General features: G+C 67.7%; 16 protein-coding genes. 12 read left to right on the forward strand and 4 right to left on the reverse strand.

Annotated features, from left to right (window positions below):
* Positions 1 to 39 precede the first annotated feature (39 nt).
* The gene (locus G8346_RS08745; protein WP_166050265.1) at positions 40 to 2,139 is read right to left on the reverse strand and encodes an alkyl/aryl-sulfatase; all 2,100 of its coding nucleotides are present in this window, start codon (positions 2,137 to 2,139) and stop codon (positions 40 to 42) included.
* Positions 2,140 to 2,300: 161 nt separating this feature from the next.
* Here G8346_RS08745 and G8346_RS08750 point away from each other — a divergent pair, with 161 nt between their 5' ends.
* From G8346_RS08750 to G8346_RS08770, 5 genes are all read left to right on the forward strand, one after another.
* Positions 2,301 to 3,269: a LysR family transcriptional regulator gene (locus G8346_RS08750; protein WP_166050268.1), complete on the forward strand. Its 969-nt coding sequence runs from the start codon at positions 2,301 to 2,303 to the stop codon at positions 3,267 to 3,269.
* Between the two features lie 132 nt (positions 3,270 to 3,401).
* Positions 3,402 to 4,802, forward strand: coding sequence for a DUF1254 domain-containing protein (locus G8346_RS08755; RefSeq protein ID WP_166050269.1), 1,401 nt, complete (start codon positions 3,402 to 3,404; stop codon positions 4,800 to 4,802).
* 19 nt (positions 4,803 to 4,821) lie between these two features.
* The gene (locus G8346_RS08760) at positions 4,822 to 6,294 is read left to right on the forward strand and encodes a DUF1214 domain-containing protein (protein ID WP_165347549.1); all 1,473 of its coding nucleotides are present in this window, start codon (positions 4,822 to 4,824) and stop codon (positions 6,292 to 6,294) included.
* A gap of 3 nt (positions 6,295 to 6,297) precedes the next feature.
* The gene (locus tag G8346_RS08765; protein ID WP_166050271.1) at positions 6,298 to 8,232 is read left to right on the forward strand and encodes a PhoX family phosphatase; all 1,935 of its coding nucleotides are present in this window, start codon (positions 6,298 to 6,300) and stop codon (positions 8,230 to 8,232) included.
* A gap of 159 nt (positions 8,233 to 8,391) precedes the next feature.
* Complete coding sequence (locus tag G8346_RS08770; protein WP_166050273.1) at positions 8,392 to 9,900, forward strand: DUF1254 domain-containing protein; 1,509 nt, start codon at positions 8,392 to 8,394, stop codon at positions 9,898 to 9,900.
* Between the two features lie 34 nt (positions 9,901 to 9,934).
* Here the strand turns inward: G8346_RS08770 and G8346_RS08775 are convergent, their stop codons facing one another.
* Positions 9,935 to 10,807 carry a bile acid:sodium symporter family protein gene (locus tag G8346_RS08775; protein ID WP_166050275.1) on the reverse strand — a complete coding sequence of 291 codons (873 nt, stop codon included), beginning with the start codon at positions 10,805 to 10,807 and terminating at the stop codon, positions 9,935 to 9,937.
* A gap of 133 nt (positions 10,808 to 10,940) precedes the next feature.
* Here G8346_RS08775 and G8346_RS08780 point away from each other — a divergent pair, with 133 nt between their 5' ends.
* Positions 10,941 to 11,903, forward strand: a complete 963-nt coding sequence (locus G8346_RS08780; RefSeq protein ID WP_240901413.1) for a LysR family transcriptional regulator — start codon at positions 10,941 to 10,943, stop codon at positions 11,901 to 11,903.
* A gap of 6 nt (positions 11,904 to 11,909) precedes the next feature.
* Here G8346_RS08780 and G8346_RS08785 read toward each other — a convergent pair whose 3' ends face one another.
* On the reverse strand, positions 11,910 to 12,617 hold the full coding sequence (locus G8346_RS08785; protein ID WP_166050279.1) for a Crp/Fnr family transcriptional regulator: 708 nt from the start codon (positions 12,615 to 12,617) through the stop codon (positions 11,910 to 11,912).
* 100 nt (positions 12,618 to 12,717) lie between these two features.
* On the opposite strand from G8346_RS08785, the gene G8346_RS08790 reads away from it, so the two are divergent.
* Positions 12,718 to 14,178: a DUF1254 domain-containing protein gene (locus tag G8346_RS08790; protein ID WP_206202649.1), complete on the forward strand. Its 1,461-nt coding sequence runs from the start codon at positions 12,718 to 12,720 to the stop codon at positions 14,176 to 14,178.
* A gap of 27 nt (positions 14,179 to 14,205) precedes the next feature.
* Here the strand turns inward: G8346_RS08790 and G8346_RS08795 are convergent, their stop codons facing one another.
* Positions 14,206 to 15,819 carry an alpha/beta-hydrolase family protein gene (locus tag G8346_RS08795; protein ID WP_240901376.1) on the reverse strand — a complete coding sequence of 538 codons (1,614 nt, stop codon included), beginning with the start codon at positions 15,817 to 15,819 and terminating at the stop codon, positions 14,206 to 14,208.
* Between the two features lie 435 nt (positions 15,820 to 16,254).
* On the opposite strand from G8346_RS08795, the gene G8346_RS08800 reads away from it, so the two are divergent.
* The 5 genes from G8346_RS08800 to G8346_RS08820 are packed head-to-tail and all read left to right on the forward strand — an operon-like array spanning position 16,255 to position 21,669.
* Positions 16,255 to 16,953, forward strand: coding sequence for a hypothetical protein (locus G8346_RS08800; protein WP_166050283.1), 699 nt, complete (start codon positions 16,255 to 16,257; stop codon positions 16,951 to 16,953).
* A 10-nt stretch (positions 16,954 to 16,963) separates the two neighbouring features.
* On the forward strand, positions 16,964 to 18,004 hold the full coding sequence (locus G8346_RS08805) for a DUF2860 family protein (RefSeq protein ID WP_166050285.1): 1,041 nt from the start codon (positions 16,964 to 16,966) through the stop codon (positions 18,002 to 18,004).
* A 41-nt stretch (positions 18,005 to 18,045) separates the two neighbouring features.
* Positions 18,046 to 18,633 (forward strand): hypothetical protein, encoded by a 588-nt coding sequence (locus G8346_RS08810; RefSeq protein WP_166050287.1) that lies wholly within the window; start codon positions 18,046 to 18,048, stop codon positions 18,631 to 18,633.
* A 2-nt stretch (positions 18,634 to 18,635) separates the two neighbouring features.
* Positions 18,636 to 20,459: an SLC13 family permease gene (locus tag G8346_RS08815; protein ID WP_166050289.1), complete on the forward strand. Its 1,824-nt coding sequence runs from the start codon at positions 18,636 to 18,638 to the stop codon at positions 20,457 to 20,459.
* Positions 20,460 to 20,493: 34 nt separating this feature from the next.
* Positions 20,494 to 21,669, forward strand: a complete 1,176-nt coding sequence (locus tag G8346_RS08820; RefSeq protein ID WP_166050291.1) for a copper resistance protein NlpE N-terminal domain-containing protein — start codon at positions 20,494 to 20,496, stop codon at positions 21,667 to 21,669.
* Positions 21,670 to 21,694 lie beyond the last annotated feature (25 nt).

Here is a 21,694-nt window from a genome sequence, read left to right on the forward strand (position 1 = left end):
CCGGTCCGCCCGCGGCGCGGGCGGACCGGGGACTCGGGGTCACTCCGCCATCAACCAGATGGCCTCCATCGGCAGCACGAACGGCCGGCCCGGCGGCACCTGGCGCTGGTCCGGCGCCGAGCCCGGGATGAACTCGAAGTCCGGGGTGAAGGTAACCATCAGGTCGCGCAGCGTGCGGATTGCAGTCCGGTCGCCGTCGAAGTGCGCCTTGCCCTCCTGGCCCAGGCTGTCGAACGTGGCGATACCCAGCATCACCCGGTTCAGGTCTGCGCGATCCAGCGTCAGCGTAAGGTCGGGCTGCGGCGCCTGGACGCCCTCGATGTTGGTCAGCGTCGCGTTGCGCAGTTCGACCAGGTACTTCTCGCCGATGTCCGGCAGCACGAGGTTGATCGTGAGCTCCATCCCCTCGGAGCGCTTCGGGTCCATGCTGATGCCGAGGAAATCCAGCCAGAAGCCGGTCGGCATGGAGCGGATCACGTCGGCGCTGCCGGTGCTCGGGGCGGTGCCAGTCGGCATGCCGTTGCGCAGCTCGTAGACGCCCTGCAGGAAGGAATTGCGCATGCTGGTGCTCTCCATCTGGTAGCCCAGCTGCTCGTAGGCGTCGGCCAGCAGGTCACGCGCCGGCTGGTTGCGCGGCTCGGCGAACACCAGCTTGTCGAGGATCTCGACCGCGTGCAGGTACTTGCCCTGACCGATGAGCTCACGTCCCTTGGCCATGATCTTGTCGCTGCCGCCCATCATCTCGACGTACAGCGGCGCGGAGTCGCTCGGCGAGAGGGGGATGAGCGTCGCCGGGTTGCCGTCCCAGTGGCCGAGGAACCGGTTGATCACGGCGCGTGCGTTGTTCTTCTCCGCACCGTGGTAGCTGCGCGCCGCCCACTGCTGCTGCAGGCTCTTCGGCACCTCGTACACGTTGTGAATCTCGTTGATGGTCACGCCCTGGTTGGCGTAGTGCAGCGCCTGGTTGTTGAGGTTGGCATAGGCATCGCGCTGCGTGCGCAGCACCTCCTGGATGCGGTCATTGCCCCAGCGCGGCCAGCTGTGCGAGGCGAACATCACCTCGGCCTCCTGGCCGAACTTCCACAGCATCTCGTTGATGTTCTTGGACCAGTTGAGGGCGTTGCGCACCGCCGCCCCACGCAGCGTATACACATTGTGGACGGTGCCGGTGACGACCTCCGCCGTCCACAGCGCCTTGAACTGCGGGAAGTAAGTGTTCACCTCGACCGGCGCCTCGGTGTCCGTGGCGTCGTGGAACACCATGATCACCCCGTCGAGCGTGATCTCCTCGATGTCCTCGGTGATTTCACGATTCGGCGCGATCAGGCCCACCGCGCCGCGAGCCACGTTCTTGCCGATCGACTGGTCCACGTGGCCGAAGGGATTGCGCTCCAGCAGCGTCGCGTACTGCACCTGGCTGCGCCGCGACATGACGTTGCCGGCGAACACGTTCTCAGCGATGGCCGCTTCCATGAAACCCGCGGGCGCGATCAGCATCACCTTGCCGCTGACCACGTCCGCCTCGTCCACCACGCCGCGCACGCCGGCCCAGTGGTCGACATGCGAGTGCGAGTAGACGACGCCGACGACCGGGCGCTCGCCGAGCGTGTCATTGATCAGCTTGAGCGCGGCCCGCGCGGTCTCAGCGGCGGTCAGCGGATCGAACACGATCCAGCCGGTGTCGCCCTTGACGAACGTGATGTTCGCGAGGTCGAAGCCGCGCACCTGGTAGACCCGTCCGGGCACCACCTCGAAGAGCCCCCAGTTCATGTTGAGCACGGCCTGGCGCTGGAGCGAGGGGTGGATGCTCGGGAAGTCCTGTCCCGACAGCAGCCACTGGTAGCTTTCCATGTCCCAGGCGACGTGGCCGGCGTCGCCCATGATCTGCTTGTACGGCGGCGCGGTGATGAAGCCCTTCTTGGCTTCCTCGAAATCGCGCTTGTCGTCGAAGGGCAGCTCCGCCTTCAGGCCGTCGCGGAGCTCGAGGGTGAAGGTCGATGGCGGCTTGCCCTTCGGGTCGAAGTGCCCCGGCGGGTCCGCGGCAAGGGCCGGGGCAGCGACGGTCGCAGCCGCCACCAGGCAGCCGGCGCCGAGGAAAAACAGCGCAGTCCGCGCCAGTCGAGAGGTACGAGAGGCCATGGCAATACCTTCCATGAATACACGGGGGAGGCACCAAGTATCGGGACGGGCTCAGAGCCCCGTCTAATGCTTTTGTGGTCAATCACCCATGCCTTTTTCGCTGCCCGGGGCCTGGCCCGATAGGCGGTGCATTCTCGTGCCGTGGCTGATACCTTTTGCGCATGCGTTTCAAGCTCCGCCAGCTGTCCCACGCCCTCGCCGTCTGGAAGCACCACAGCTTCCGGCGGGCTGCCGAGGAGCAGCACATCTCCCAGCCGGCCCTGTCACGCAGTATCCACAACCTCGAGGAATCCCTCGGCGTGCAGCTGTTCGACCGGGAGGCCACCGAGGTCACCCTGACCGCCTTCGGCGAGGTCTTCCTCCACCGGGCCCAGGCCCTGCTGGTCGAGGCCGACGAGCTCGAGCGGGAGATGAACCTCATGAAGGGCCTGGGCGTCGGGCGGTTCTCCGTCGCCATGGGCGCCTATGCCGCCCGGGTCGCCGGAGTGCCCGCGCTGGCGCAGCTGCTGGCGGAGCATCCGGGCCTGCAGGTCCGGGTCGAGAACCAGAACTGGCGGGACACCGAACGGCTGGTGCGCAACCGGCAGGTGGACCTGGGCTTCGGCGAGCTCGCCCACCTGCAGGAAGCCTCGGAGCTGCACGTGGAATCGGTCGGCCAGCACGAGGTGGTTTTTTTCTGCCGGGCCGGTCATCCGCTGCTGAACCCGACCACCCCGGTTTCAGCCGGGGACATCGACGCTTATCCCTTCGTCGGCCCCCCGGTCCCCTACCGCCTGGCGCACCTGTTTCCGCGCAACGGCACGGTGGACGAGAAGACCGGGGACATCTTCCCGCCGATCGTCGTCGAGGAACTCAACGCGGTGTGCGCTATCGTGGCCAGGACAGACGGCCTCGGCGCCGCAATTCCGGTCGCGATCGAGGACCGGCTGCGTAGCGGCGAGATTGCGGTAGTGCCATTCCAGGCACCCTGGCTGCGGGTGGATTACGGTTTCATCCGGCTCGCGGCCCGCAGCGTGTCGCCCGCCGCGGCGGCTTTCATGGCGCTGGTCCGGGCGGCCGAGCCCGAGCTCGAGCAGCGCAACCGGGCGCTGATGGCAGAGCTGTTCGGTCGCGCAGCCCCGGCGACCTGAGGACCGTCACCCGCCCGCCGCGTGCGGGCCGTGCACGGGCGCTCCCGATTGTGCGAATTCGCACAATGTTCCAAGGAACTCTCCCTAGAATCGAGCTCAAACCCACGCATGTGGGCATGGGAGGGTCAGGTCGTGTCTGGATCAAGATTCCTGGAGGGCTGGCTCGCTGCCGGCCTGCTGGTTGCTGCTGCAGCATTCTCACCGGCGCGCGCCGCCGAGCCCGCGCAGGACGAGAACCTCGCCTACACCGTCGGCGTACAGGCCTACATCAGCCACTTTCCGCTGATGGACCTGTACCGGACGCTGTGGGAGACGTCGTTCGACCCCGGCCGCGGCCACGACCGGACGCTGAACGAGTACTTCGTCTTCGACCGCCTGATCACGAGCAAGGACGACTGGGTCATCACGCCCAACAACGACACGATCTACCTGCGCGCCTTCCTCGACCTGCGCGCCGAACCGGTCGTCCTCGTGATCCCGCCGATGGGCGACCGGCAGTACTGGGTGCCCGTCAGCGACATGCACCACGATTTCGACGCCAACCTGTCGTGGGACACGGTCGGCACCCGCGGCGGCGCCTTTGCCTTGTGCGCGCCCGGCTGGCAGGGCGTGCTGCCCGAGGGCGTGCAGCGGGTCGACATGGGCACGCCGATCATCTGGACGCTGCCCCGCATCGCCGTTGACGGCGACCCGGACCTGCCCGCAGCGGTTGCGCTACAGAAGGGCTTCAAGCTCGTCCCGCTCAGCCAGTGGGGCGCGGACAAGGTCACCCGGCCCAAGCCGAATCCGGCCGACTTCCCGCGCTTCACGCGCCACGAACTGACCAACGCGAAGGCCTACTTCACGACCCTCAACCAGGTGCTTCGGCTCTCGCCCCGCCTCGGCAACCCGATGGACGACGCGATGGCCGGCTGGCTGCGCGAGATCGGCATGGACCCGGCCACCGGCTTCGACTGGGACAAGCTCTCGCCCCAGGCGCAACGCGGCCTTGAACGGGCCACGGCAGACGCGCACCGGATCATCGCGCAACGCATGCCGCGGGCCGTGCCCGTCGAGAACAACTGGCAGCTCGCCCGCCTGGCCAAGCGCAAGAGCGGCGATCCCGTCATCGCGGCTGCCGCGTCGATGCTCGGGCTGCTGTGGAACCCGGCCGAGATCAGCACCTATGACGTCGCCTTCGTCGACGGCGCCGGCGTGCCGCTGGATGGCGCCAACCGCTACGTCCTGCGCTACGCCCCGCCACCGCCGGTCGCGGGCTTCTGGTCGGTCACGATGTACTCGGCCGAGAACCAGCTCTTTGTCCCCAACCCCATCGACCGCTACTCATTCGGCGACCGCACGAGGGGAATCGTGTACGAGGAGGACGGCACGCTCGAGGTCTTCCTCCAGCACGCGGAACCGACCGATCCGAAAGAGCGGGCGAACTGGCTGCCCGCGCCCCAGGGGCGTTTCTACCTCGTGACGCGGCACTACTCACCGCGCCCGCCGATCCTGACCGGCGACTGGCTGCCGCCGGCCATCACCAAGCGCTGAATTTCACGGAGCTGTTGCCATGAAGCACATGAACCATCTCGCCATCGCCTGCGTCTGCGCAGTCGCTGCATGGGCACCGCTGGCCAATGCGGCCGAGCCGGCCCGACATGAAACCCGCGCCGGCGTGCTCGAATTCGAAGCCAACGGCTATCCGACCGACGCCACCGTCGAGCGCGTGCGCGAAGAGGTCGACTACCAGCGCGCCGTGCAGGCCTACATCCATTACCTTCCGGCCGTCGGCTTCCAGACGTTTCGCAACGCGCATTTTGGCCCTCTCGGCGGCAAGGCGGGTGACTTGGTCATTTACCGCACTACCGAGCAGAAACTGCCCATCCTGACCCCGAACGACACCACGACCTACATTGTCAGCTGGGCCGAACTGAGCGACACCGGTGGCCTGCTCATGTACGAGGTGCCGCCCGGGCCCACCGGCGGCGGCGTTCTCGATATCTGGCAGCGGCCGGTCTCGGATACCGGCATGGTCGGCCCGGACCGCGGCCGGGGCGGTAAGTTCCTGATCGTGCTCGAAGGCACGCCGGTTCCCGAAAATCACGGGGCCGATTTTGTCATCACTTCCAAGGCCAACACGGTGTTCATCGGCACCCGCATCCTGACCCCGGACCCGGAGGAAGGGGAGCGCATTCTCAAGGCGCACAAGATCCATGGCCTCGGCCAGGAGTCGAAAATCCGCATCTTCGAGGCGCCGAACCGGGACTGGTGGAACTACCAGCCCCGCGGACTGGAATACTGGCGGCTGGTCCACGAGGTACTTCAGATCAATCCGATCGAAGAGCGCGACATGGCCGTGCTGCAGGGGTTGAGGAACCTCGGCATCGAAAAGGGCAAGCCATTCAATCCGACGCCCTACCAGCAGGAAATACTCACCGAGGCGGTGCTGGTCGGCGAGACCTGGGCAATGGGCAACAGCTTTTTCAAGCGGGACCCGGTCAGGCACTGGACCGATGATCCGAAGTCCCAGTGGCAGTACATCCTGTTCATGGAAAGTCCGCTCGACCATATGGCCGCGACCCACATGGAGATTGATGCGCGATCTGCCTATTTCTACGAGGCCATCACCGTCACCGAGGCCAACACGACACCGATCGTCGACGCCGGCATCCAGTACCTCGCTTCGTACAAGGACGACGCTGGCCGGTGGCTGGACGGCGCGAAGACCTACGAACTGGTCGTGCCGAAGGACGTGCCGATGCTGAACTTCTGGTCGGTCGTCCTTTACGACGTCGACACCCGCGGCATGATCATCAACCCGCAGGGCAAGACCGAGGTCAACAGCCGCCAACCGCTGGTCGCCAACGCCGACGGCGCCGTGCGCCTGGTGTTCTCCCCCGAGAAGCCGGACGGCGTGCCCGAGGCCAACTGGATCCAGACCAACCCGGAGAAGGGCTGGTTCACCTATTTCCGCTGGTACTCGCCGACGAAGGCGTTCTTCGACCGCTCGTGGAAGATGGGCAACATCGTCGAGATCGAGTGAGCGATGGCCAAGGACTTCGACTCGATGGAGGACAGCAACCGCAGCGCCAACCCGTCCATCCACGAAGTCTCGGACCCGGCGCGGCGGGTGTTCCTGCTGGGCGGCATCGGCGCGCTGGCGGTCGGCGCGCTCTCGCCCTGGCTGGCCGGCCGGGCTTTCGCCGCCGGCCGCGGCCCGCTGCTCGGCTTCCAGCCGGTGCCGGTGAGCGAGGCGGACCTGGTGCTGGTGCCGGAGGGCTACGAGGCCGTGCCCATCGCCGCGTGGGGCGAGCCGGTTGGCGTGCCGGGCAACATGCCGGCCTTTCGCTGGGACGCGGGCAACAGCGCGGCCGACCAGGCGGCGCAGATGGGCATGCACCACGACGGCATCCACTACTACCCCATTGACGGCAGCAGCAAGCGCGGCCTGCTGGTGATGAACCACGAGTACACCGACGACGGCCTGTTGTTCCCGGACGGGAAGAGCAACTGGACCGCGGAGAAGGTCGCCAAGGCGCAGACGGCCCACGGCGTGGCGGTAATCGAAGTCGAGTTGCGGGACGGCCGCTGGGAAATGGTGCGCCCGTCGAAGTACGCCCGGCGCTACACCGCGCGCACGCCGTTCAAGGTCAGCGGGCCCGCGGCCGGGCATGCGCTGCTGCAGACCGAGGCCGACCCGGATGGCCGCACCGTGCTCGGCACGTTGAACAACTGCGGCAGCGGGATGACGCCCTGGGGCACCTATCTCAGCGCCGAGGAGAACTGGGCCTTCTACTTCGACGGCCCGGCCGAGCGCGGTGCCGACCAGCGCCGCTGGGGCCTGCTGCGGACCGGCCTGTCGCGCTGGGGCGAGCACGATCCGCGCTTCGACGCGGGCCGCCACCCGAACGAGTTCCACCGCTTCGGCTGGATCGTCGAGATCGATCCGTTTGATTCGGCGGCGATGCCGGTGAAGCGCACCGCGCTCGGCCGCGGCGCGAAGGAGGGCGCCTGGGTCGCGACCACCCGCGACGGCCGTGCGGTGGCTTACTCCGGCGAGGACGCGCGCTTCGAGTACATCTACAAGTTCGTCAGCCGCGACCGGATCGCGCCTGGCGGCGCCAGGGCCAACGCCACCCTCCTCGACCACGGCACCCTGTACGTCGCGCGCTTCGACGCCGACGGTACCGGCCGCTGGCTGCCGCTGGTGCAGGGCGAGGGGCCGCTGACCGCCGACAACGGTTTCGCCGACCAGGGCGCGGTGCTGGTCCGCAGCCGCCAGGCGAGCGACCTGCTCGGCGCGACGAAGATGGACCGGCCGGAGTGGATCGCAATCGACCAGGGCGGGCGCACCTTGTACTGCACCCTGACCAACAACAGCCGGCGGGGTGCGCCGAGCCGTCCCGGAGTGGATGCGGCCAACCCGCGCGCCAACAACACCATGGGCCACATCATCCAGTGGACCGAGGACAAGGACTTCGACGCAACCACGTTCTCCTGGCGACACCTGCTGCTGGCCGGCGACCCGGACAACGAGCGGCCGGAGGCGCGCGGCAACATCCGCGGCGACAGCTTCGCCTGCCCGGACGGGCTGGCAATGGACACGCGCGGCGTGCTCTGGATCCAGACCGACATCACCTCCGACGAGAAAGGCCGGGGCGAGTTCCAGGGACTCGGCAACAACCAGATGCTGGCCTGCGACCCGGCCACGGGCGAGGTGCGGCGCTTCCTCACCGGCCCGGTCGGCTGCGAGATCACCGGCCTGACGCTCACCCCGGACGGGAGCACGATGTTCGTCAATATCCAGCACCCGGGCGAGCCCCTCACCCCGCGCGAGGACAACCTCGAGGTGCCCAACCTGCACAGCAACCCGGCGGACCCGAGGAAGTACTCGAACTGGCCCGACTTCAGGCCGGACGGCCGGCCGCGCTCGGCCACCGTGGCGATCCGCAAGCTGGACGGCGGGCCCATCGGCACTTGAGGCGGCGTGTCATGCGCAGGACACGCCGGGGCAAGTCGGAGAAGCTCCGGATTGCGCGCGGCCGAGCAATTTCCCCGAGCGCTGCTCCATAGAATCCGGAGCAGTAGAACCGGCTGCCGCCGGTCATCACTAGGCGCCGCATCTCACGGAGTTGTTGCCATGAAAACCAGGAATCATCTCGTCCTTGCCTGTGCCTGCGCGGTCGCCGCATGGATGGCGCCGGCCAACGCCGCGGACCAGCCCCCCCGCTATAGCGCCAAAGTGCCGCCGTCGATCACGACGCCGGATCAAGCAGAAACCGAGCTATTGGGAACGCTCAGCTTCCGCGACGGCATGCCGAGCGCCGAGACCGCCGAGAAGGCGCATGATTTCCTCACGGTGTCGAGGGGCGTGGAGGCCTTTCTCTCGGGCCTGTCGGCCACTTCGATCCAGGGCATGATGGATGGCTACAAGAGCATCGGCGTCAACCCGGGCGACCTGGTCATCACGCGGTTCATGGACGCCCGCATGTTGTTCCTGACCCCCAACACCTCGACCGTCTACGGGTCGGCCGAGCTGAACGTGGCCGACGGCCCGATCGTGATGGTGGTTCCGCCCCGCGTGCTGGGCCCGGTGATGGACGGCATGATGCACTACATCACCGATGTCGGCTTCGTCGGCCCGGACCAGGGCAAGGGCGGCCGTTATCTCTTCGTGCGGTCGGACTACGAGGGCCCGATCCCCGACGGCTACTTCGTCATCCGCACGCCGTCCAACCGCAACCTCCTGTTCTTCCGGTTCTTCATCGAGGGCGGGAACGTCGACGCGGCGGTGGACTCGGCGCGCCGGGACTTCAACATCTATCCCCTCGCCCTGGCCGGCAAGGCGCCGCCCGTGCGCGTCGTCGATGCGACAGGTGTGCAGTTCAACACCATTTTCAGCAACGACTTTACGTATTTCGAAGAACTGAACCGGGTGGTGCAGAACGAGCCGCCCGAGCTGTTCGAGCGGCAGCTCTACGCCACCTTTGCGGCCATCGGCATCCGCAAGGGACAGCCCTTCGAGCCCGATGCGCGCACCCGGAAGCTCCTGACCGAGGCGGTCGCCATCGGCAATGCGTACGCCCGCACCATCACCTTTGCGCCACGTGACGCGGAGCGGCTGCGGGTCTGGCCGGACCGGCAGTACTTCGATTGGAAAGGGACCTGGGATTTCGTGGTGGACGGTAGCCTGTCGCTCGATGACCGGACGCGCTGGTACTACAGCGTGACCGGCCACTCCGAATCGATGGTCACGCCGCAGGTCGGCGCGGGCTCGGTCTATCCCTATTTCACGCGCGACGTCAACGGCGACTACCTGGACGGCAGCAGGACCTACAGCCTCACCCTCCCCGGCCCGGTCCCCGCCCGCAACTTCTGGGCCTTCACCGTCTACGACAACCAGACCCGCTCCCTGCTCGAGACCGACCAGCGCTCCGCGGGCATCGACAGCAACCGGGAAGGCCTGACCCCCAACCCGGACGGCAGTTACACCGTCTGGTTTGGCCCGCAGCCGCCCGAGGGCCGCGAGGGCAACTGGGTGCAGACATGGCCTGGCCGCGGCTACTTCGTCATCATGCGCCTCTTCGGCCCGCTCGAGCCGTGGTTCGACCAGACCTGGCGGCCCGGCGACGCCGTTCCCGTCGACTGATAGCGGCCGCTACCGCCGGACCCTGGCCTGCGTGTCAGCCGACGCCCAGGCCGGGGTCCGGCGAGTCCGTCAGGCGACGGCGCAGCATCACGGCGATCAGCAGTACCGGCGCCTGGAGCAGCACGAAGAACGCGCTGAAGACGGCGAACTCCCGGTGCTGGAAGGTCGTCACCGCCAGCAGCGCCGCGATACCCGCATTGCGCACCCCGAACTCGATCGCCAGGACCGCCCGGTCGCTGCGCTCGAGTTGGAGCAGGCGGCCGCTGAGCCATCCGGCCAGGAGGGCCAGCAGCGTGAAGCCGGCCGTCAGCACCACGGCCTCGCCGAACAGCGCGGCGACGGCCTCGCGCTGATCGGCGAACAAGAGAGCGAGAAACAGCGCGAGCAGGCTGAAGCCGAAAACCCGCACAACCCGCCGGCCGCGCTCGAAGACAGCCGGAAAGCGGTGCCGCAGCGCCATGCCGAGCGCCACCGGCAGCAGCAGGAACAACACCAGGCGGGCCGTCATTTCGCCCACCGGCACCCGGAACGCCTCGAGCCCGAGCGCGGCCGGCACGAGCGCCGCAAACAGCAGGGGCATCGCCGCCAGGGCGACCACCCCCGACACTGCCGTCAGCGCAATCGAGAACGCCACATTCAGCCGGGCGACGGAGCAGTAGTAGTTGGACAGGACGCCGCCCGGGCTGACGGCCACGAGGAGCAGCCCGAAGGACAGGACCGGATCCGGCTGCAGCAGCCAGATCATCAGTAACGCCAGCAGCGGCAGGAGCACCAGCTGCCCCAGCGTACCCCCGGCGAGCGCCCGGCGCATGCGCAGCGAGGCGTCCAGTTGCCCGCGCGTGATGTCGGTGCCGACGATGGCCATCATCAGTAACACGATGATCGCGAACAGGGACTCGAGGGTCATGGGCGGGGTCCGGCAGCCTCCGATGCGCCAACTTTGTCGCGACATTGTGCGACGTCGAACAATCTTCGGGGGGCGGCTCAATAGAATCAAGCAGTATCAGTGCCTGCTGCCTTGAGGCCGCACCGTCTTGAAAATGAAGCTGCGCCAGATCGCCCATGCCCTCGCCGTCTCGCGTCACGGCGGCTTTCGGCGTGCCGCCGAGGCGCAGCACCTGTCGCAGCCCGCCCTCTCCCGCAGCATCCACAACCTCGAGGAGGCGCTGGGTGTGCCGTTGTTCGATCGCGAATCCAGCGAGGTCACGCTGACGCCCTACGGCGAGGTGTTCCTACGCCGGGCGGAGGCCATCCTGGCCGAGGCCGCCGAGCTGGAACGCGAGATGAGCGCCATGAAAGGCCTGGGCGTCGGACGCCTCGCGGTCGGCATGAGCGTGACGGCGGCCCGGCTGTCCGGGGTCCGCGCCGTGGCGCGGCTGCTGGGCGAGTATCCGGGCCTGCAGGCCCGCCTCGAAACGAGGACCTGCCGCGACGTGGAACGACGGGTGCGCAACCGGCAGGTGGACATCGGTTTCGGCGAGATCGGGCACCTGCACGACGTGCCGGAGCTCGAGGTCGAGGCGGTCGCGCGCCACGAGATGGTGTTCTACTGCCGCACCGGGCATCCCTTGCTGGACCGCGACGACGCGCTCTCCCACGCCGACCTGGACGAGTATCCCTTCGCCGGCATCCCGATCCCGTTCCGCCTCGCGCGGCTGTTCCCGCACAATCGTCACCTCGACCCGGACACCGGCGAACTGTTCCCGCCGATCCTGGTGGAGGACCTCCACGCCGCCTGCAACATCGTCGCCGGCACCGACGCCCTCGGCGTGGCCGTGCCGCTCCTGCTCGAGCCCTGGCTGCAGCAGGGCGAGCTGGCGGTGCTGCCGTTCCGCCGGCCGTGGCTGCGGGTGGACTATGGCTTCATCACGCTGGCGTCGCGCGCCGCGGCGCCGGCCGTCGAGCGGTTCAAGGACCAGGTGCGGGAGCTCGAGCTCGAGGTCGTGGCGCGCAACGAGGCGCTGCTCGAGGACGTTTTCCAGGCCGCCGCCCCAGCGGCCTGAGGCTTCTCACCACCCCGTCGCGAGGGCTCGCAAACCGGGCGCATCGGCAACGCGCAACGTCCGGTAACCCCGCTCGACCAGGCCGCGGGCCTCGAATGCCCTCAGCACCTGCACCAGCGTAGTGCGGGAGACGTGCGCCATGGTCGCCAGCTCTTCCTGCGTCACCGGCACGTCGGTCCGCCCCGGGCGCGAGCGCCGCGGCGAATTCAGCCCAGTGATGCGCAGCAGCACGCTGGCGCAGCGGCGCTCATGGTCGTCCAGCAGCGAGTCGGCGTAGGCGGAGATCGCCGTATCACCGTACTCCATGATGCCGCTGGCGATCGCCTCCCACCATTCGGGCCTTTCCCCGAGCAGCGAGCGGAGGACCCGGTCCGGGATGGCCGCCATCAGCGTCTCGACGCGCGCCAAGGCGCTGACCCGCGGCGCGCTCCGGCCCACGACGGTGCCGTAGCCGATCCAGGCGCCCTCGTGGAGGATATGCAGCAAAGGGTTGTCGCCGGCGCCGAACCGCGAGTAGATCTCGACGGCTCCGTCGACGATGCCGCAAAAATTGACGTACGTATCGGTGGCTCGGTAGATCGGCTGGCCGGCGGCGCAGGTCACCCATGCGCAGCGGCCGAGGACCGCGTCCTGGAACTCCTTTGGGGCGCGCCCGAACCAGCCCTCGTTGTCCTTGAGGATCGCCAGCCGTTCAGGAATCGGCAGTCGGGACATAGGAAAAAACCCCCGGATTGTGCGCGCTCGTGCAATCTTCCGGGGGGCGCTTCCTAGAATCAAGCGCGTCGTCCGCAAGTCTCAAACGGAGCCTCGAACCATGAAGCGTCGCGAATTGCTACAGATGCTGCCGGCGGCCGGCCTGGTGGCCGCCACCGGCGCACTTTTGGGGCCCGCCGCCCACGCCAGCGCCACATCGTCACCGGCGCCCCGCCCGGACAACGGCCTCCTGCCGGAGTTGGACAAGCTGCAGTGGCGCGGCATCGAGGCCCTGACCTGGGGCATGCCGGCCGTCAATCTCGAGCTCATGCGCCAGGCGATGCTCAAGGTGACCCAGGGACGGACCAACCTGATGCTCTACTGGTCCCAGCTGCTCGACTGGAAGTGCCAGACGCTGACGCCGAACTCCGACGTCATCTACATCAAGCCCTTCTTCGACACGCGCGAGGTCGGCCCGATCGTCGTCGAGGTGCCGCCCGCGGACGACGGCGTGATCAACGGCACCTTGATGGACGCCTGGCAGTCGCCGCTCGAGGACGTGGGACCCGCGGGCCTGGATGCCGGGGCGGGTGGGCGCTATCTGCTTCTGCCTCCCGGTTACGACGGGGCCGTACCCTCCGGCTATTACGTGTTCCGGCCGGCCACGTTCAGCGGCTACGGGTTGTTCCGCTCGATCCTGCGCAGCGGGAGCGCCGCGGACCTCGCCAAGGCGGTCGAGTATGCGCGGCGGCTCAAGATCTACCCGCTGTCCGCGGCCGGCAACCCGCCGCCGACGACCTTCGTGGACACCCAGGGCACGCTGTTCGATTCGACGATTCCCTACGACCTGCGCTTCTACGAGCATCTCGACCGCGTGGTCCAGAAGGAGCCATGGCTGCAGCGTGACCGCGCCATGATCGATACCCTGCGCACCATCGGCATCGAGAAAGGCAAGCCCTTCGCGCCCGATGGCGCGCAACGCCAGGTGCTCGAAGCCGCGGCCGTTCGGGGGCATGCGCTGCTCGACGACCAGTTCGAGCGCCTGTTCGACACCCCATACTGGCCCGACACTCGCTGGGCGTTCCCGGCCTCGCAGGACCTGGCGCTCGAACTGACCCAGGACTTCCCCGATCCGAACCGCTATGCGCGCGATGAACGCGGGTTGCTGTTTTCCTATGTCTTCTTCGCGCCGCGGCGCCTGGGCCGGGGCCAGTTCTGGCTCATGAGTCACCAGGACTCGACGGGAGCGGCTCTCGAGGGCGGCCAAAGCTACCGGCTGCGCGTGCCACCCAACGCGCCCGTTCGCCAGTACTGGTCCATGACGGCTTACGACCGGATGACCCATGCCTTCGTGCGCGAAGTCTCGGCCACCAGCCGATCGTCGCAGACGCCGGGGCTGCGGAAAAACCGCGACGGCTCAGTCGATCTCTGGATGGGCCCGACTGCACCGAAGGGCTGGGAACGCAACTGGCTGCCGACCGATTCGAACCGACGGTTCGAGCTGATGGCGCGCTTCTACGGCCCCGAGCCGGCGCTGTTCGACTTCAGCTGGAAGATGCCGGACATCGAGCGGATGGCCTAGGTCACCCGGCTCTCCCCGTCGCTGGGATCACTCGAACAGCCTCTCCAGCCGCTCGATCTCGGCCTGCGTCCAGCCTGGCGGTTCGGTCAGCGCCAGCCAGGCGCTGATGTAGTCCCTTGGGGAGTACTCGTGACCGAAGCCCTGCGGCGCCGTGCCGACCACCATGTCCGCGGCGAGCTGCAGCATCGTGACGATGGGGAACCAGCGCAGCTCCGGCGTCACGCCCGGACCGCGCGGCTCCTGCATCCACGCGGGGCGGCGCCACGCCGCGCTAGGCTCGAAGAAAGTGATCGGGTCGCTGGGATACTGCAGCACGACGATGCGGAAATCGCCCCACGGCGCGTAGTCCGCCGCCCGGCCCGCAGCCGCGTCGGTGGCCCCGAGCGTGAACCGGACCACCGCCCCGTCGCGGAATCTCGGCAACCATGCGGGTGAACCAGGGTCCCTGTCCCGGACCATGCGCTGCCAGCTCTCGTTGCGGAACGGCGGCCCCGCCCAGAGCACGCCCTCGAACGGGTCATCGATGATGTCGAACAGGTCGAAGGACAAATCCGAGTTGAGCGAACCCAGGCTCAGCCCGCCCAGGAACAGGCGCGGCCGCGACTCCGCGGGCAGCTCGCGCCAGTAACCATAGATTTCGAGGAACACGGCCCTGGCCGTTTCCGCCCCGTACGCCGCCTCGGTCAACAGCGCCAGGGGGCTGTTCAGGTAGGAGTACTGCACGGCGACGGTCGCGATGTCGCCACGGAACAGGTACTCGACGGGGCCCTGCCCGGCCGGGTCGATCCAGCCGGTGCCCGTGGGCGTGGCCAGCAACAGCACGGAACGCTCGAAACCTCCGGCGCGGATCAGTTCCTCGAGCGCCAGTCGCGCGCGTTCCTCGGGCGAGTCCGCGGAGTTGAGCCCCACGTACACGCGCACCGGCGCGGGCAGGTCGGCGTCGAAGAACGCGCTCAGCGTCGCCGCATCCGGGCCGCCGGAAACGAAGCGCCGCCCCTGTCGCCCGAGACTCGACCATGCGACCAGCGAGTTCGCGCTGCCGGTCTGTTCCGGGCGCGTCGGGCGCGGCAGGTCGTCCTCGATCAACGCGTCCAGCTGCTGGAACGAGTTGTCGGCCGTCCTTAACAACGCGCTCACCAGTACCCCGTCGATTGCCGACCAGGACACCGCCACGGCGAGCATGATGCTCACCAGGTACGACACGCGCCGCGGCACGTAGACGTCGAGCCGCCGGGACAGGAACCTGAACAGGCGCCGGAACAGCCGGGCCAGCGCCAGCAGGACGGCAAACACCAGGATCGCGACCGGGCCGATGACGCTCGGTCGCAACCCCCCGTCCGCTTCCATGCCCATCAATGCGCGAATCGAGTTCTGCCAGGTCGAGGCCTGCCAGAGGAAAGCGATGGCCACAAGCGCGCACAGCACGCTCCCAGTGATGGTCAGCGCGCGGCGGAGGCGCGGCCCGGCGACCGGCAGCTTGAGAAAACGCCACAGGACCAGCCCGGCGACGCCCAGGCCGTAGCCGACCGCGAACGATGCGCCCGACAGGACGCCCTGAACCACGAATGGTCGCGGCAGCAGCGAAGGCGACAGTGAAATCGCGAAGAAGACCGTCCCGACCAGCACGCCGACGATGCTCAAGGAGGGTCGAAACCGGCTGAGTTTGCGTAACCAACGATCATTCATGACCGCCATCGAATAAACCCCATGGCTGAGACGAAAGCGAGGCGCCATCCTCGCACCAGTAATGCGTCAGGAGCCATTTTCGCCCTTTTTCGGCGCGCCACAACTGGCCTGTCGCAACCAGGACATCATCCGCGCCGGCGTTGCGCGGCAGTATGTTCCACGCATCTCGATGCGCAAAAAGCATCGCTGCAGCAGGAAAAACACATTAGACGGGCTGGCAGCGGTGGGGCACATTGATTCTTCCCAAGAGACTTTAGCCCCGTCCTGGCAATGGACTTGTATAGACGGCCGCGCCGCAGCGCCCAGCCGGCTGCCCCGTGTGCAAGAAAACCAAGGTGGACCATGTTCAGATCAAGCAAGACAGCTGTGGCGCTCGCCGCATCGTTGATTATGTCCTCAACCGCCGTGGCGCAGGACGCGCCCAGCGAATGGCAGCAAACCATCTACCTGTACGGCATGGGCGTCAGCATAGATGGTGAGGCGCAGATCGGTCCGGTCACGGTAGATGTCGACAAGAGCATCTCCGACGTATTCGATGCGCTGAAATTCGGCGCCATGGCGCAGTACCGGATCGAGAACGGCACCTGGTCCTTCGCCGCCGACGCGACCTACATGAGCCTCGGCGACCGGGGGACCGGCCCACAGGGCATCGTCGGCGCGCGCATCAACACTGACCAGCTGACCGTCATGGGCACCGTCGGCCGCCGCGTCAGCCCGCGCGTCGAGGCGCTGTTTTCCCTCGCCTACTTCGACCTGTCGGCCGATCTCCGCGTCGGCGCGGCCGGCCAGACCGTCTCCGCCAGCCGCGACGCCGACTGGGTCGATCCGCTCATCGGCCTGAACTACAAGTCGCAGCTCGACGAGAAGTGGTTACTCAGCCTGCGGGGCGACATCGGCGGGTTCGGCGTCGGCTCGGACCTGACGCTGCACGGCTGGGCGACGCTGGTGCGCCAGCAGACCCCAACGTTCTCCTGGTACCTGGGCTACCGCTACATTTCCTACGACTACGAGACCGGCAGCGGCATCAATTTCCAGCGCTACGACCTGAGCCAGCAGGGCCCGGGCGCCGGCGTCGCATGGTCCTTCTAGGAGCCCCCTGATGCTTCACCGCCGTGTCCGGCTCGCACTGTTGACCGCCCTGGGCGTGACCCTGTCGGCGCCCGCGCTCGCGGTCGAGCCGGTGCCCGATACGCCCGGCTGGCGCGGCTTCGTGGTGGTGGCTGCCGGGTCCACCGACGTGCGCAGCAATGTAGTCGTGGGCAACAGCATCATCGAGGTCGGCAACCCGGTCATCAGCTCGATCAACCAGCGGCCGACGAGCGACGACACTTTCCACCCCCTGGCCACGGGCGAGATCAACTACACCACCGCTGGCGGCTGGCAGCTATTCTTCGGCAACTCCCTCGAGGATTTGGTCACCCTGGATGCGGTGACCCAGTTCGGCGTGCGCAGCAACGTGGGCGACGCGGGCACGATCGAGGTCGCCGCCCTGGCCAGCGGCATCCAGACCAAGGCCTGGGAAGATCCCTACGCCGAAGGCGTCCGGCGCGAGGAAACCGATCGCGACGCCAACGGCGTGCGGCTGCAGTGGGCCCGTGTCATGGGTTCGGCGTTCCAGCTGGGATTCACTTACCGCGACCTGTCCTTCGACACCGAGCGCAGCGGCCAGGGCGTCTTCAGCGTGGCCTGCGACGCGGCATGCCAGTCCGCGCTGCGGCGCGACGGGACCCAGTACGCATTCGACGTCTCCTACCTCTATCGTCTCGGCGCCGGCCGCAACCACCTGCTGCGCCCCTTTGTGCGCTACACCGTCGACGACCGCGATGGCGGCGCCCTGGCCGGGGACAGCTATCGCTTACAGCTCAGCTATGTTTACTTGACGCGCGCTTACACCCTAGCCACCAACGTCATCCTGGGCGGCACCAGCCGGGATGAACGGAACCCGCTGTACGGGCGCCGGATCGACTCCGACGGCTTTGCTCTGGATACGACGCTGTTCTACCGGTTGCCGACCGCCAGCGGCCGTTGGCAGGCCGTGGGTAGCGTCCTGTGGGGCGAGGACGATTCCGACGTCGATTTCCACGACACGCGGGTGTTCATGGTCTCGCTCGGGGCCCTGTACCGCTTCGGTGCGCGTTGAGTGATTTTGGTAAAACCCAGACTTTGACAGGAGAATTAATCATGCGCCTTCACATTACCCGTCTTCATTTGCTCAGCGTCGCAGTGCTGGGCTGTACGCTCATCGCCGGCGAGGCGCTGGCCCAGGCCACCAGCATCAACTATGGCCGCATCACGGCCGTGCGCCAGGTCGAGTTGCAGAACCCGGACGCCCAGGCCGCGGGCGCGCTGCTCGGCGGCATCGCCGGCGTGGCGAGCGGCTCGGGCCAGTCGAGGAGCAACCGGGCGCTGCGCGGCATCGGTGGTGCGGCGATCGGCGGCCGGGTGGGCGGCGCGGCAGGCTCATCGACCGGCTTTGAGTACACCGTCCTCATCGGCGGCACCAACACGATCCGGATCGTGACCGAGCAGGCCGGACTCCGCAGAGGCGATTGCGTTTCAGTGGAACGGGGCCAGTTCAACAACATCCGTCTGGCAGCGGACGAGCGCTGTGAAGCTGCAGCAGCAGCCGCAGCAGCAGCAGCCGCTGTGCCGGCCCAGGCCGAAGCCGCAGCAAGTGCCTGCATTGCGGCCAAGGAACAGCTGCTGGCCGCGGAGACGGACGAGGACTTCGACCGGGCCGAGCGCCGGGTGCGCCTGTTGTGTGACTGAGCTTGACGGCTAGTCTTTCGCTGGTACTGCTGCTGCTCGCAGCAGCAGTGGCCATGTTCGTACGCAACCGTCCACGGATGGACGTGGTTGCACTCCTGGTGATTGCGGTCCTGCCGTTCACCGGGGTGGTCACCATCGGCGAGGCCATCGCCGGCTTCTCGAATCCGAACATCGTCCTCGTGGCGTTGCTGTTCGTCCTTGGCGAGGGGCTGGTGCGCACCGGTGTCACACGCCGCCTGGGCGACTGGATCAGCAGCAAGGCGGGGGGCAGCGAAACCAGGCTCATGGTGCTGCTGATGGCGTCAGTCGGCGTCGTCGGCTCCATGATGAGCTCCACCGCTATCGTCGCCATCTTCATCCCGGTGGTGCTCAGGATCTGCCAGCAGGGCGGGATCGCGGCCTCGAAGCTGATGATGCCCCTGAGCGTCGCCGCGCTGATCAGCGGCATGATGACGCTGGTCGCCACGACCCCGAACCTTATGGTCAACGCCGAGCTCGTGCGCCAGGGCAAGCCGGCGTTCGATTTTTTCACCATCACCCCGTTCGGCATCTCGGTGCTCGTGCTGGGAATCCTCTACATGCTGGTCGCGCGGCGCTGGCTTCCGGATGCAGCACCGGGCACATTGGCCGAACGGCGGCGCCCCAGTTTTCGCGACTGGATCGAGCGCTACGAGCTCGCGAACCGCGAGATCCGTGTGCGCATCAAGCCGGGTTCGCCCGTGCTCGGCCAGAGCATGCAGCGCATCGACCTGCGCTCCGCCGGCGTCAACCTGATCGCCATCGAGCGCGGGGCCGGGCGCCTGCTGCGGCCGGCGCCGACGACCGAGTTCCAGGCCGGCGACATCCTGCTGCTCGACATCATCGCGCCCGAGGTCACGATCACCGAGCTCGCCGAAACCTATGGCGTGGAAAGGCTGCCCCTGTGCCCCAACCACAGCTACCTGACGGACCGGACGCAGGACCTGGGCATGGTGGAAGCGATCGTGCCCGCCGAATCGAGCCTGGTGGGCCTGACCTTGCTGGAGGCGCGGCTGCGGGACGATCTCGGCCTCACCGCGATCGGCCTCAGGCGTGGCAGCAAGGTGATGGGCGAAGACCTGTTGCAGCAGCGGCTGCGCGTCGGCGACACCTTGCTGCTGACCGGCTTCTGGACGGAGATCCAGCAACTGCAGCGTGACTTCCACGACCTGGTGCTGCTGAACCTGCCGGTCGAACTCGACGACGTCCTGCCGGCGCATGACCGCGCACCTCAGGCGCTGGGCATCCTGGCCCTGGTCGTCGTACTCCTGGTCACGGGCCTGGTGCCGAACGTGCACGCGGTGCTGCTCGGCTGCCTGCTGATGGGGGCGTTCAAGTGCATCGACGTCACCAGCGCCTACCGCGCGATTCACTGGCAGAGCCTGGTACTTATTGTCGGCATGCTGCCCTTTGCCCTCGCCCTGGAGCGGACCGGCGGCATGGACCTGGCAGCACAGACGCTGCTGGGGGCCGTGGGCGAGCAATCGCCCCGCATGGTCCTGGGGACGATCTTCGTCCTCACGGCGGTGATCGGCATGTTCATTTCCAACACCGCCACTGCGATCCTCATGGCGCCGGTGGCCATCGCGGTTGCCAAGTACCTCGAGGCTTCCCCTTTACCCTTCGCGATGATGGTGGCCCTGGCGGCGTCCGCGGCGTTCATGACCCCCGTCTCGTCGCCTGTGAACACGCTGGTCGTCGGGCCGGGCAATTACCGCTTCACAGACTTTCTCCGCCTTGGCGTACCGTTTGCACTGGTGGTCCTGGTCGCCAGCGTCGTCCTGGTGCCGCTGCTGCTGCCGCTTTGATTGATAACTGATACTCCTCAAGAGGCCCATGGAAATGCGATACCTTCTTCTCGCGCTCTCGGCAGTCGCTATCGCGGCTTGCCAGCCTGAACAAGCCACCGATGCCCCGGCAGCGCCTGCCGCGGAGCCGGCCCCGGCGGCGGAGCCGGTCCCTGCCCCGGCCGTCGACATGCACACCAGTCGCAATGCGCTCGACTGGGCCGGGACCTACGAGGGCCTGCTGCCCTGCACCGATTGCCCGGGGCTGCACCTGCAGCTGACCCTGGGCCAGGATGGCAGCTTCGAAAAAGCTTCCCGGCGCCTCGTCCGTGACGCCGCGCCGACCACTGCACGGGGGCAGTTCGAGTGGGGGCCGGAAGCCAACATCATTGCCCTCGACACCGCAGGTGACGCGCAGCGCTTCGCCGTGGGCGAGGGACGGCTCCTGCTGCTGGAACCCGGGCAGGCCCAGCCGGCATGGAACAGGTCGGAGCATGTCCTGCAGAAGTCAGCGGCGACCGGAGACGTCAGCCGCCAGGGCCTGGGCGAGATGCTGGTAGACCACCGCTGGGCGCTGGTGAATGCGACCGACACGAACAACCAGCGCATCGACGCCCTGTTCCCCGACCCGGAGCGGGCCTTCGCGTTGACCTTCGAAGGGTCGCGTCTGCATGCGCAGGGCGGCTGCAACGGGTTGCGCGGCGCATTCGTGGTCAACGCCGACGGCATGCTCGAAGTGACGGGCGGGATGAGCACCATGATGGCCTGTCCGGCACCGCTCATGGCGGCGGATGCCGCACTTACGGCACTGATGGCCGGGACGCTGGAGCCGGTCCTGGTGGCGGGCGCGCAGCCCACGCTGGCGCTGCTGACCGCGGCGGGCGATACGCTGGTACTGACGGGAGAACTGACCCCCGCGGCCCGGTTCGGCGCGCCCAGCCGGGTCTTTTTCGAGGTTGCTGCACAGACCGTGCCCTGTGAGGGCTCGCCCCGCGGCGACGGCCAGTGCCTGCAGGTGCGCGAGGTGCTGTTCGACGAGCAGGGACTGCGGGTCGGCACGCCGGGCGAATGGCAGCCCCTCACGGCAGACATCGAGGGTTACCAGCACCAGCCGGGCATCCGCAACGTGCTGCGCCTGAAGCGGTTCGAGCCCCCTGTCCCGGCCGGCTTCCCGGCCACACCGATCTACGTGCTGGATCTCGTGGTCGAGTCCGAGGTGGTCGGGGACTGACCAGGGCGCCTGCCTGGGGCCGCCG

The organism is Thioalkalivibrio sp. XN279, assembly GCF_011089885.1.
Taxonomy (GTDB): Bacteria; Pseudomonadota; Gammaproteobacteria; order Steroidobacterales; family XN24; genus XN24.

Coding starts and splice junctions, on each gene's coding strand:
- G8346_RS08775 (WP_166050275.1), bottom strand. CDS start 10,807: ATGACCCTCGAGTCCCTGTTCGCGATCATCGTGTTACTGATGATGGCC.
- G8346_RS08785 (WP_166050279.1), bottom strand. CDS start 12,617: ATGTCCCGACTGCCGATTCCTGAACGGCTGGCGATCCTCAAGGACAAC.
- G8346_RS08780 (WP_240901413.1), top strand. CDS start 10,941: ATGAAGCTGCGCCAGATCGCCCATGCCCTCGCCGTCTCGCGTCACGGC.
- G8346_RS08765 (WP_166050271.1), top strand. CDS start 6,298: ATGGCCAAGGACTTCGACTCGATGGAGGACAGCAACCGCAGCGCCAAC.
- G8346_RS08750 (WP_166050268.1), top strand. CDS start 2,301: ATGCGTTTCAAGCTCCGCCAGCTGTCCCACGCCCTCGCCGTCTGGAAG.
- G8346_RS08800 (WP_166050283.1), top strand. CDS start 16,255: ATGTCCTCAACCGCCGTGGCGCAGGACGCGCCCAGCGAATGGCAGCAA.
- G8346_RS08810 (WP_166050287.1), top strand. CDS start 18,046: ATGCGCCTTCACATTACCCGTCTTCATTTGCTCAGCGTCGCAGTGCTG.
- G8346_RS08820 (WP_166050291.1), top strand. CDS start 20,494: ATGCGATACCTTCTTCTCGCGCTCTCGGCAGTCGCTATCGCGGCTTGC.
- G8346_RS08760 (WP_165347549.1), top strand. CDS start 4,822: ATGAAGCACATGAACCATCTCGCCATCGCCTGCGTCTGCGCAGTCGCT.
- G8346_RS08805 (WP_166050285.1), top strand. CDS start 16,964: ATGCTTCACCGCCGTGTCCGGCTCGCACTGTTGACCGCCCTGGGCGTG.
- G8346_RS08770 (WP_166050273.1), top strand. CDS start 8,392: ATGAAAACCAGGAATCATCTCGTCCTTGCCTGTGCCTGCGCGGTCGCC.
- G8346_RS08790 (WP_206202649.1), top strand. CDS start 12,718: ATGAAGCGTCGCGAATTGCTACAGATGCTGCCGGCGGCCGGCCTGGTG.
- G8346_RS08745 (WP_166050265.1), bottom strand. CDS start 2,139: ATGGCCTCTCGTACCTCTCGACTGGCGCGGACTGCGCTGTTTTTCCTC.